9 protein-coding genes are annotated in these 12,010 nt (G+C 42.3%); all 9 read left to right on the top strand.

Features of this window, described 5'->3' with window-relative positions:
• Positions 1-27: 27 nt before the first annotated feature.
• The 9 genes from J8L97_RS10635 (at position 28) to leuD (ending at position 11,906) form a co-directional block, all read left to right on the top strand.
• On the top strand, positions 28-2,037 hold the full coding sequence (locus tag J8L97_RS10635) for a Hint domain-containing protein (RefSeq protein ID WP_211049525.1): 2,010 nt from the start codon (positions 28-30) through the stop codon (positions 2,035-2,037).
• A 50-nt stretch (positions 2,038-2,087) separates the two neighbouring features.
• Positions 2,088-3,338 carry a hypothetical protein gene (locus J8L97_RS10630; RefSeq protein WP_211049522.1) on the top strand — a complete coding sequence of 417 codons (1,251 nt, stop codon included), beginning with the start codon at positions 2,088-2,090 and terminating at the stop codon, positions 3,336-3,338.
• Between the two features lie 10 nt (positions 3,339-3,348).
• The gene (locus J8L97_RS10625) at positions 3,349-4,194 is read left to right on the top strand and encodes a GEVED domain-containing protein (protein WP_211049519.1); all 846 of its coding nucleotides are present in this window, start codon (positions 3,349-3,351) and stop codon (positions 4,192-4,194) included.
• Between the two features lie 9 nt (positions 4,195-4,203).
• Positions 4,204-5,682, top strand: a complete 1,479-nt coding sequence (locus J8L97_RS10620) for an internalin (protein WP_211049515.1) — start codon at positions 4,204-4,206, stop codon at positions 5,680-5,682.
• 50 nt (positions 5,683-5,732) lie between these two features.
• On the top strand, positions 5,733-6,797 hold the full coding sequence (locus tag J8L97_RS10615) for a hypothetical protein (protein WP_211049514.1): 1,065 nt from the start codon (positions 5,733-5,735) through the stop codon (positions 6,795-6,797).
• A 432-nt stretch (positions 6,798-7,229) separates the two neighbouring features.
• Positions 7,230-8,777 (top strand): 2-isopropylmalate synthase, encoded by a 1,548-nt coding sequence (gene leuA, locus J8L97_RS10610; protein WP_211049510.1) that lies wholly within the window; start codon positions 7,230-7,232, stop codon positions 8,775-8,777.
• Complete coding sequence (gene leuB / locus J8L97_RS10605) at positions 8,774-9,850, top strand: 3-isopropylmalate dehydrogenase (protein ID WP_192506230.1); 1,077 nt, start codon at positions 8,774-8,776, stop codon at positions 9,848-9,850. The genes leuA and leuB overlap by 4 nt, the downstream gene beginning before the upstream one ends.
• A gap of 56 nt (positions 9,851-9,906) precedes the next feature.
• Complete coding sequence (leuC, locus tag J8L97_RS10600) at positions 9,907-11,310, top strand: 3-isopropylmalate dehydratase large subunit (protein WP_210997862.1); 1,404 nt, start codon at positions 9,907-9,909, stop codon at positions 11,308-11,310.
• Positions 11,307-11,906 (top strand): 3-isopropylmalate dehydratase small subunit, encoded by a 600-nt coding sequence (gene leuD / locus J8L97_RS10595; protein ID WP_211049507.1) that lies wholly within the window; start codon positions 11,307-11,309, stop codon positions 11,904-11,906. Before leuC ends, leuD begins: the two co-directional genes overlap by 4 nt.
• Positions 11,907-12,010: the final 104 nt, after the last annotated feature.

Raw genomic sequence — 12,010 nt, 5'->3', positions numbered from 1 at the left:
TTTGTTATAAAATAATAAGGAAAACAGATGAAAATCTTAAGTTTATCTATTGCATTGGCGTTAGGTGGGGCTTCAATTTCTGCGCACGCTTCGCAGTCAGATATCGCCATGACTGCCGCTGCGCCGTATTTTAATGTTGAACATGGTTTTGCACGTACAAACCTTAAAACAAAAGAAAACAATCAGGCTTTAAAAGATCGATTAAATAAATATGGGTTGAATAAACACAACCGCCCACACTTATTTTCTTTAATAAACAAACAGCTTGAATCAGGGTATACATCTTCTTCGTTTTTCGGTGCACAGGGTCTTGAAAGTACGGCTGAGGAATGTGATGCACATCGTGTCAGCTTATGTTCATTTTTCAAGCATATGGGAGTTGAAGTTCTCACGCTTCCAGGAACAGATGAAGAGCATTTAGTGATCTCTGCGTTAAATAGTGAGAATAAAACCACTGATTATACTTTTATTGATATTACATTAGTGGATGAAAAGGGCAGTTCAATTACGTTGCCGCGCTATGCTGAGTATTTTGGGGATGGGCCAGAAAAAAAACGAAAATCAATTTACTCTTCAGTGAAAGTTGCTGATGCCTTACAAAAACTGAAAACGGTTGAACGTGTTTATGCCGATGCCTGGGTGACTGTAATCTATACGGATGCCAGTGGTAAAGAAGTCGTTGAAGACCGCAACTCTAAAGTAGAATATTCAAAAGACACCATATTAGCGCTGTTGGGTTACGTAGCACCAGATATGTTGGTTAGTTCAGCAGCTGAACTTGAACAGCAAAACTTCGATATGGATATATTGAGAGCATCGAATGGTGCATATGGTGCGAATGTGTCTCACCCGAGGGATGTTCGCTCAGCTGCAGGCCCGACAACGCCAGATCAAAAAATTATCGTGTGTCTCAATCGAAATTACGGCGATTGTGATTATGAGAATATTTACCCAACTAATACACCCAATGATCAGCTTAAGTTAAAGATCCCATTTGTGGGCGAATACACCATGCTTGGCAAAGTGTCACGTATTTACCGCTCTGATTGGAGTGTGTTAGACGTAATAGAAAACCCAGATGGTACAACCAAGTTGGTGCCGGGCGGACAAGTTGAAAAGCCAGCTGTACTTGACTTTGGTACTAATATTTTTATTCAAACGAAAGAGGGGGGTGGGGCAACGACTATTTCAGGGGATCAGTATAGCGATATACAGAACTTCTTTGCTGACAACCTCAATGTTGAGTACATCACCGTCGGGCGACGTACCACGACTAAGTTATCTTGGAATATCCCTCGAAACCAAGGGGTTTTTGGTGACGCATCACTTTATGGTCGCTATCAAGATGCGAATTGGGTGATGAATATAGCGGTAGATAATGCGCCTCGACCTAACCAAACGCCACGCGCTGAAACAATTGTTATTGGATCCGCTGGGTTAGCGGGGTCTTGGGAAAATACTGACCACCCACAAATGCAAATCGTTTATAGCTGCTTGGCTGAAGGTAGCCTGATTACCTTACCAGATGGCAGTCAATTACCGATAGAAACATTAAGTGTTGGCGATACCGTTCTAGGGGCAAGTCAATATCATCCGACTCAAAAGTTGAATCTTGAAATTGCTGATATTTCAATTGGCGTTGAGGCTATTCCCATGATCCAGCTAACAACCAAAGATGGAAAAACACTGCTATTAACTGAGTCTCACCCTGTCATTACGCAATCAGGAGAGTCGGTATGGGCAAAAGACTTGCAGCTAGGTGAGCATATTCATACTCAAGGGGCAATGCAATTTATTAGCAAAATTGAGCAGGTAAAGTTTGATGGCAATGTTTATAACCTGCGTTTGAAGCGAACCAAGAAAGATCCTGTCGAGCTGGAAGGGGAAACTTTTAGCATGTTTGCAAATGGGATTCAGGTTGGCGATTTAGCAATGCAAAGTAACAACGAATTCAAAAATGTGATTGAAACAGCGCAAGATGTACTGAATCGCATACCAGAAACTTGGCATAAAGATTATTTGAATAGCTTACGCTAATCAAGGAATGGCTCTGATGATTTTTGGGGCCGAACACACGGAGAGACATTATGAGAAATTTTGTTTATACCCCAGTATTGCTGGCTTTGTTCAGTACGGCGAGTTTTGCCGCAAGTATAACGCCCTCTTTTGAAGAAGGTGCTAAGCCTAAGATATTATCAAACAGTAGCGATAATATTGACTCAGTTCCACTAGGCACGGCTTATAAAAGTAAGGGCCAGGTTTTCCTAGGGTTACAGTCAGTAACAGGGGCGGAAGTCGAAGATTTAGGTAATTCAAAAATTGATTTTAGAGTGGGCGTCGATTTGGGTTACGAGCAAGCGCTTAAACTTATTGATGGGAAGGTGGACGCAGGCTTCAAGTTTCCGGCTGTTCGCATTGATGCTGGCGCCAATTATGCCAAAGATATTAGCGCGGATAAGTATACGGGGACTTACACGGTGTATTCATCCGTTAAGCCCAAATCACGTATGTTAATGCCTGCATCAACAATGGGTTACCAGCCTACATTGGCCGCGCAAGACTTGGCTATTGCTGAGCCAGGTAATAAAGCAAGCAACTTAGGTGATGGCTTCGTTCACGGTTTTGCATATGGGTCTAACGTCGTTATTAACATGAAAATTGATTACCGAAATGAAGAAGATAAACGGTCTATTGGTGGCTATTTAAGTGTTGATTGGATTGGCAAAGTGAAAGTCAATGGTGAGCTTCAAAAGCTCGATGATAGTAAGCGGCAATCCATTAAAATCTCCGTAAGTGGTTATCAAAGTGGCGGTGATCCGAATCGATTATTGACGATTATTCCTAATGGCATTATGCGGTGTACATTACTAAATCCAGAGCCATGTTTTGCATTATTTGAGTCTGCAGTGAATTATTTGAAAACCGATTATATCAATCAATTTAATTCATTGGATGATTACAATATTACCGATACATATGTTGCGAATTATCAAGACTCAGGCCCAATGTTACAGCAACTGGTACCTGCTCAAGGTTATGTTGCCGTAAATTACTTAACCAAGCTGGTTGTAAAAGAGTTAACAAATCGCTGGATAACAGAACGGTTAACTTATCGTAGAGCCAAAAACTTACAACGCTATTATGCTTCTCAATTTTCCACTTTGGAGCTAAATCAGCTGCACGAAATTGAGACTTCAAGCCGCAGTAATGCCAACTTATTTGCAGATATGGTGGATTATTGTGAGCAAAACCCTGAAGGGAGTTATTGTTTGGATTACGAGGCTGAAAACCTGAGTTATTACCGAGATTACAGCAGCTTTAGTCAGGTTTTAAAATAAGGATATGATCATGATAAGACAACTTATAGCCGCATCATTATTGATGTGCATTGCAGCAACGGTTCAAGCGAACACAGAATCAGAAACAAGCGCAAATTATAATGAATTAGGAGATCTGTTAACGGTTCAACAGGCGCAAGGTCGATTCGCTTGGTTAGAGAAATGCTATGACGGTTTACTTGTTGAGGTGTGGGAACGTGCGTTTGATACAACCGATATCATCAGCAAAGAGCAGAAGCTTGCGCAATTAAGGGCGTTATGGTTATCCCCGGAACGTCTTGCTCAAGGGCATGCGCAATACCTCACATTTGCTAATTCAGATTTTACTAATCCATATAATTGGCATGCTGGGGCGAATGTAGCAGATGCATGCAGCACGATGCCACCTGAATATGTACCAGTTGCTTTAAAGACGACCATTTTAAAAAATTCATATTGTGACAATGTTGCGTTTGATAGTGAGTGGGAATGGATTGATAAGGTAACGCTTGATGACTTTAGTCATGACTCGGCACGCCACAGTTACACAGCTGTGTCAGGTAAGGTGATTACGTTATCAGCTGGAAGAGAGGCTTCTATGACGATAACACCGGGTAATAAAGAGCCGCAATACCCTTCTTATGTTGCGGCAAGAGTGTGGGTTGATTGGGACCAAGACGGTCAATTTTCAGACTCAGAAATGGTGTATAAATCGGCGTCAGACGGAGTGTTTAAATTTGCAATTAGTGTTCCGACTGAGCAGCCAGAAGGAGTGACGTTAATGCGTGTAGCCACTGACTCTGGAGGTGGTTCTGACAATGCGTGTAACCGTATCCATTATGGTGAAGTTGAAGATTACCTAGTGACAATTCGTTAAGGAGCAACCATGAAATCAATATATTTTACAATGCTGGTGGTAGGATTGACTAGCCAGTATGCATTAGCAAAAGAGTCATCACTAGCAAGTCAGCAGTCAAATGCAGGCTCAACTATATCGGGGTTAATCAATGATCATGTGTCAATCGGCACTGCATATGATAGCCAGACCAAGCGTTTTTTGAATGTGCAACCAATATCTGGACGTGTGGACGAAACGTTTGGAAATACAGAAGTTAAATTCAAAACCGGAATTGACATGAGCTATGATGATTTGCTCAGTACCTTGAATGGCAGTGTTGATATTGATGTTAACTTTCCCGTCGTGCGAGTTTCGGCCGGTGCGTCGTTAGCGAAAGAAATGGCATCGAGCACATATTCTAGTTCATATACATTTAGCGCAACGAGTACGCCTAAAAAACGACTGTTTTTGCCTGAGGATAGTAATGTGGGGTATACGCTTACTGATGCAGGGAGTGAAATAGCGAATAAGCACCAAGCGCGCATTCAACAGTTAGCAGGTGACGAGTTTGTGAGTGCAATAGAGTATGGCGCTAACATTATGGTCAACTTAAAAATAGATTATGGCAGTAATCGCGATAAATCTGAAATTGGTGGTTATCTGGATGTTGATTTATATGGCGGTGTATTTAACGTAGGCGGACAGCTTAAATATTTGCAAGATGATACAAAGTCATCAGTAAAAATCACCGTGAGAGCGATTCAACATGGCGGTGATCCAAAACAGCTACTGAGTATTATACCTAATAATATTATTACGTGCTCCTTGGATAACCCTAAGCCGTGTTTTGATATGTTTTATGAGGCCGTGAAGTATTCAAAAGATGGCTTTAGAACACAGCTTAACTCATTGAGTGATTACAATGTAGTGCGTTATTACACTACACGTTACGACAGTGCTTCATTAGCTATTCGACCATTAGTTGCTGATTATCAGAAAGTACGTAATGCAACGAAATGGATGATCAGTGAGTTGGAAGATGATTTTAAGCAAGCCGTGCTAGATGAGCAGCGCGCTACGAGTCTTTTAACCAGTTATTACGCCTATTTACCGGATTCGCAAAGTAACGCAGTGGAACAAATCCAAAAATTGGCGTATGACAATGCATGGTTTTTATTCAATGCCGCACAGTTTTGCCGAGATAACCCGTTTGGTACATCATGTGAGGTTGAAGTGCAAAAAATGAAAGATGATTGTACGCGTCGTGGAAAAACCTGTCCTGCAAGTTACGATGTTACGCAACTACAGCTACCTTCATCAGATCGTTTGGATTGGAAACAGTGTGAATTAGCTCGACAGGAAGCCGTTCGTGCGGGGGTGATCAGTGAAGATGAGAGTGTTAAATATCGCAATATGCGCTGGGCGCCAACGTTCATAAATGCCAAGACACCTGCAGTAGGTATATTAAACTGGCGATTATGTGAGGGTGCATTGAGTACTTACGGTACGGTATTTGGCACAGACTAAAGTAATGATAGAGCTAAAGTCAGAGACTTTGGCTCTAACAAGGACTGAGCATGAGACTATTATTTAGCTTTTTAATATTGTGCTTTTCGTGCGGTGTTGTAGCCCAGCGTTATTATAGTGAACGATATAGCCAATCTGATTTAGGGAAAGGGTTTGACCAAGAGTTACACCAAGAGCAGGACAGTTGTGTTACGGGGGATCTAAAATTTCATAGTGCGATGTCTGGCGAGCTTGACTACTTACAGCATCAGAACTCTGTAGCAATAAGTCGTAGAACGTTCGGTGAGATCCATGCAGGGGTAAACTTATTTATTGTTGCAGGTAGCGTTTCAACATCGATTAATCACCGAAATTCAACCGATAATTTGAGTTTAACGTCTCAACTACACCTTAAGCTTGATGAAGGGTATAGCACATTAGAAAACCGCTCGCTGGTGGCGGATTATGATAAAAAAGCATGTGGGGGTGCATTTATTTATCAACTTAATTATGGCCGAGATATATTTATTAATACACGTTTACACTTTCGCTCTGAAGCTGATTTTAAGCGTTTTGTCACGAAAATTAAAATACGTCTATTATTTTTTAAGAAAACCATCACTAAAGTGAAGTTAATTGAAAAATATGCAGCAAATGCAGTGTTAAGTATTGATGCGAATTCAAATGCTCCACTCCCCGCAGGTTTGACACAATTATTAAATAGTAATAAACAGCATTGCAGAGGAAGTGATATCACGCCTTGTTTGAATACGTTACAGCGTTTATCCGATTATGTATTTGGGGATACTGGATTTACGAGTGATTTAAATAAGTTAAAGAAAGTCCCTCGTAGTGTGGCGACGCGTTCTTATCAAGATTCTGGTCACTATGAGCTGATGGATGCTGCACAGGTACGAGTTGACCACCAATATGATCACATATGGCGCTCAGTTGAAGCGCGTTTTGGAGATGCTGTCCGACGACATACACGTGCTGAAGCATTTCTTACTATAGCGACTGATAATGAGTATGATGATGCGCAAATTGAATATGATATGGCAACTCAGAATTTATCTGAATTAAGCGTACTGCGAGAAACATGTCAGCAGAGGCCATGGCTTGGGGAGTGTAGCTAATTTATTCACAAATGAAGCGAGTAGAGTTAATTAGCAGAGCTGACAACGGCATATTGCTTTTTATAGATATTTAATTGCTTTATAAATCTACTACAGATCAAAAATAAAGATTAGGATTTATTCTTTTTAGATACACGAAGTGGTTAATATAGTCTTTATTTGTTTTTTTATTGGTTTTATTTTTCTTAAAAAAAGAATATTAGATTTGTTTTTGAAAAAAATATGCTTGATCTTGGTTTTGAATGCATGATAAAACATAATTAATCCATCAACAGGACAACTTTGCTCAATGAAAAAAACAACGCGCTTGTCATTACTGCTTAACCTCTTACTCATTAAATGTAAGAGCGGGGCGTAGTGCGCGTAACTGAGCAACTACTTTCAACCCCGCACATTGCGGGGTTTTTTATTTTTTGGGCCGAGGAATAGGGTATGCAGGATAAAGTTTGGATTTTTGATACGACATTGCGTGATGGCGAGCAAGCATTAAAAGCCAGTTTAACAGAAGATGATAAATTGCAACTTGCGCATGTGATAAGCCGCCTCAATGTTGATGTTATGGAAGTTGGATTTCCTGTATCTAGCCCCGCTGACTTCAGAGCCGTACAGCGTATTGCGACTGAAGTACGTAATCCAATCATTTGTGGTTTGGCACGCGCGGTAAGCAAAGACATTGAAGCATGTGGCGAAGCTCTGCGACCTGCAGAGCGTGGTCGTATCCATACATTTATTGCAACCAGCCCCTTGCACCTAGAGCACAAGCTACGTATGAGCTTGGATGATGCGACTGCTATGGCTGTTAAATCAATTAAATTAGCACGTAATTATACTGATGACGTTGAGTTCTCATGTGAAGATGCTGGGCGCACCCCACATGCAGATTTATGTCGTATTGTCGAGTCTGCGATTAATGCCGGTGCATCGACCATTAATTTGCCAGATACTGTAGGGTACGTTACACCTGATGAATATTCAGCCATGATCCGTCATTTAATGAATAACGTGTCGAATATAGATAAGGCACGCTTAAGTGTGCATTGCCACAATGATTTAGGTTTGGCGGTGGCCAATTCTGTTGCCGCGGTGCAAGCGGGTGCGAGACAAATCGAATGTACCATTAATGGTATTGGAGAGCGCGCAGGTAATTGTTCATTAGAAGAAGTGGCCATGATCATGAAGATGCGTCAAGACTACTTAAAAGTGCATACTGCTATTCGCAGTGAAGAAATTTACCGAGCATCCCGACAGGTCGCAAAAATTTGTAATATGTCAGTGCAGCCAAATAAAGCAATTGTGGGTGAAAATGCGTTCGCTCATAGCTCTGGGATCCACCAAGACGGCGTTTTAAAGGCGCAGAATACCTATGAGATCATGGCACCAGAAAGTGTTGGTGTACCAAACAATCAACTCAATATGACTTCTCGTTCGGGTCGCCATGTCATAGAGCATCGCTTATCTGAATTGGGTTATCAAAAGTCGGATTACGATATGGACAGTCTATATACTAGCTTTTTAGCATTGGCAGACCAAAAGGGTACCGTGTATGACTATGATCTTGAGGCCATGATCCACTTTAACCAAATGGGTGATGATGATGATCAATTTAAGCTTGAATTTGTCAATTCAACCTCGAATTCCCAGTCGGTTGCCAGTTCTACTATTGGTATGACAGTCGCAGGTCAATCTAAACAAGAAGCCGCAACGGGTAATGGTCCGGTAGAAGCGTCCTTTCTAGCCATTGAGCGAATTATCGGTATGTCTGTTGAAGTCATAGAATACAACTTAGACGCGACGGGGCAAGGTGCAAGCTCGCTTGGCCAAGTCGATATCATTGCAAAGTACAACGGACGGCAATATCACGGTGCAGGTCTTGCTGCTGATGTTGTTGAAGCATCGGTACGGGCTATGGTCCGTGTTTATAATCTTATTAACAGAGCGCAAAAAGTCTCTGATTTGAAACAACAAAGGAAAGCAGGATGAGCCAAGCAAGTTACCAAGTTGCCGTATTAGCCGGAGATGGCATTGGCCCAGAAGTTATGGCAGCAGCAGATAGAGTGCTAGATGCTGTGAGTGAAAAATTTGAGTTCAAGTTAAATCGTCAAACCCACGCGATTGGTGGTGCAGCCATTGATGAGTTTGGTAAAGCATTACCCGAGACAACATTGGAAGCGTGTGAAGCTGCGGATGCTATTCTATTTGGTTCAGTTGGTGGCCCAAAGTGGGAACACTTACCACCGAGTGAGCAACCTGAACGTGCTTCTTTATTACCGCTACGTAAACATTTCGGATTATTTTGTAATTTACGTCCTGCACAATTATTACCTGCATTAAGTGGTGCTTCTCCATTACGTGCAGATATTAGCGAGCAAGGCTTCGATATTTTGTGTGTACGAGAGTTAACGGGCGGGATTTATTTTGGTGAAAAAGGTCGTGACGGGGAAGGTGATCAAGAAGCTGCTTTTGATACCCAGCGTTATTCTCGAAAAGAAATAGAGCGAATTGCTCGCTTTGCGTTTGAAGCAGCTAAACTACGTAATAATCATGTCACGTCGGTTGATAAGGCTAATGTATTGGCATCCAGTGTACTTTGGCGTGAAGTGGTCACAGAGGTGAGTCAAGATTACCCTGAAGTTCAGTTGGATTACATCTATGTTGATAATGCTGCAATGCAGCTCGTAAAGCAACCAAGTCAGTTTGACGTGTTGTTATGCGATAACTTGTTTGGCGATATTTTATCTGATGAGTGTGCCATGATCACCGGCTCCATGGGATTACTCCCTTCGGCGAGTTTGAATCAATCAGGTTTTGGCTTATATGAACCTGCTGGCGGCTCTGCGCCTGATATTGCCGGTAAAGGCATTGCTAACCCAATAGCACAAATTCTAAGTGCAGCCCTAATGTTACGTTATTCGCTGGGTCAAGATGAAGCTGCACGCGCCATAGAAAAGGCTGTCGCTGAGGCGGTTGCAGCAGGTGTCGGTACACCAGATATATACCCAGAAGGTGGTTACACCACACAAGATGTGGCACAAGCCATAGTATCGCGAATTTAATTGCAACGAATGCGGTGACTTCCGTCAGGTTACCGCTCTATTTGAGGATGTAGCACGTGGCTCAAACCTTATATGACAAAATTTGGCAATCACATGTGGTTGCACAGATCAATGAACAAACCGACTTACTCTATATAGACAGACATTTAGTTCATGAAGTGACGTCACCTCAAGCATTTTCAGGCTTGCGTGAAAAAAATCGTCCAGTACGTTGCCCTGAAAAAACCTTTGCGACAATGGATCATAATGTCTCTACTAAAAGCCGGTCTTTAGATGCGGCCAGTGAGGTATCAAAAAACCAGTTGATGGCATTAGCTGAAAATTGTAAAGAATTTGGCATTGTGTTGTATGACTTAAATTCAATAAACCAAGGAATTGTTCATGTTATGGGGCCGGAGCAAGGGATCACTCTGCCTGGCACGACGATTGTATGCGGTGACAGTCATACCTCTACCCATGGTGCTTTTGGTGCATTGGCACATGGTATTGGTACTTCTGAAGTCGAACATGTATTAGCAACACAAACTTTACAGCAAAAAAAAGCCAAATCGTTAAAAATACAAATTAATGGTGTGCTTCGCCCAACAGTGACAGCAAAAGATTTGATCATGGCAGTGATTGGCGTACTTGGTACTGCTGGTGGTACTGGTTATGTGGCTGAATTCTGTGGTGCTGGTATTGAAGCACTATCGATGGAAGCGAGAATGACGCTGTGCAATATGAGCATTGAAATGGGTGCCAAAGCCGGTTTGATTGCGCCAGACGACATCACATATGCGTATTTAAAAGGCCGCCCGTTTGCACCTAGTGAGGAAGAGTTTGAAGCGGCTGTTTCATACTGGCGCACGCTTCATTCAGATGAAGGGGCGCAATTTGACAGAGTGGTTGAGCTGAATGCGCAAGATATACAGCCTCAAGTGACGTGGGGCACCAGCCCTGAACAGGTGATTGGTATTGATGAGGTTGTGCCGAACCCAGAGCAAGAAAGCGATTTAATTAAAGCTGATGCGATCCGCAGTGCTTTGCAGTACATGGGACTTGAAGCTGGGCAAAAATTAACAGATGCAAAAGTGGATACTGTATTTATTGGTTCTTGTACCAATAGCCGTATTGAAGATTTGCGTGCTGCGGCATCAGTGGTCGAAGGTAAAACAGTTGCGCACGGTGTTGAAGCGTTGATTGTGCCAGGGTCGGGTTTGGTGAAACAGCAAGCTGAGCAAGAAGGCCTAGCAGATATATTTAAAGCTGCTGGTTTTGAATGGCGTGAGCCTGGTTGCTCGATGTGCTTAGCTATGAATGATGACAAACTTGGCGCCGGTAAGCGGTGTGCCTCAACATCAAATCGAAATTTCGAAGGGCGGCAAGGGCGCGGTGGGCGGACACATTTAGTTAGTCCAGCGATGGCTGCAGCGGCGGCTATTGCCGGTCACTTCACGGATATAAGAGGGGAGGCATCATGAGTACATATCACCAAGGCCTATTAGCACCGCTGGATAAAAATAATGTGGACACCGACCAGATTATTCCTAAACAGTTTCTGACATCGACGAGCCGTGATGGTTTTGATAAAGCCCTTTTTTATGATTGGCGCTATTTAGATGATGGTGCGTCTAATCCTGACTTTGTATTAAATCGAGCGTGCTATAAAGGTGCATCAATTTTACTAACCCGTGATAACTTTGGTTGTGGTTCATCTCGAGAGCATGCACCATGGGCGCTTAAGCAATATGGTTTCAGTATTATACTAGCCGAAAGTTTTGCCGATATTTTCTTTAATAATTGTGGCAACAATCAAATGCTGTGTATCGCGCTCGCGGCTGACACATTAGAATCTTTATTCTCACTCGCTGAACAGCATGATGATATGCAAGTTGAAGTAGACTTAGTACAACAACAGTTACGCAGTCCTTATTTTGATGCGATTAACTTTGATGTTCGGGCCGATATAAAAGCCCGGCTATTAAGTGGGCTAGACTTTATTGGTGAAACAGAACAGCTCAATGACGCGATTAGTGCCTTTGAGAGCAAATTAGAATCTGAGCGACCATGGCAATAATGTGACTTTAGCGGTCCACTATATCAAGCAGTGGGTTAAGCGCATTTAATTGCAAACAACCAAAGGGCTAGTTACCCTTTGGTTTTTAATTTTTAGGAACATTA

This window comes from Pseudoalteromonas sp. MMG012 (genome assembly GCF_018100875.1).
GTDB lineage: Bacteria > Pseudomonadota > Gammaproteobacteria > Enterobacterales > Alteromonadaceae > Pseudoalteromonas > Pseudoalteromonas aurantia.
This window is presented reverse-complemented; position numbering and strand designations above follow the sequence as displayed.

Bases quoted from the DNA above. Each gene is read 5' to 3' on its own strand.
- leuD (WP_211049507.1), top strand. From the start codon at position 11,307: ATGAGTACATATCACCAAGGCCTATTAGCACCGCTGGATAAAAATAAT.
- leuA (WP_211049510.1), top strand. From the start codon at position 7,230: ATGCAGGATAAAGTTTGGATTTTTGATACGACATTGCGTGATGGCGAG.
- J8L97_RS10630 (WP_211049522.1), top strand. From the start codon at position 2,088: ATGAGAAATTTTGTTTATACCCCAGTATTGCTGGCTTTGTTCAGTACG.
- J8L97_RS10615 (WP_211049514.1), top strand. From the start codon at position 5,733: ATGAGACTATTATTTAGCTTTTTAATATTGTGCTTTTCGTGCGGTGTT.
- J8L97_RS10635 (WP_211049525.1), top strand. From the start codon at position 28: ATGAAAATCTTAAGTTTATCTATTGCATTGGCGTTAGGTGGGGCTTCA.
- leuB (WP_192506230.1), top strand. From the start codon at position 8,774: ATGAGCCAAGCAAGTTACCAAGTTGCCGTATTAGCCGGAGATGGCATT.
- J8L97_RS10620 (WP_211049515.1), top strand. From the start codon at position 4,204: ATGAAATCAATATATTTTACAATGCTGGTGGTAGGATTGACTAGCCAG.
- J8L97_RS10625 (WP_211049519.1), top strand. From the start codon at position 3,349: ATGATAAGACAACTTATAGCCGCATCATTATTGATGTGCATTGCAGCA.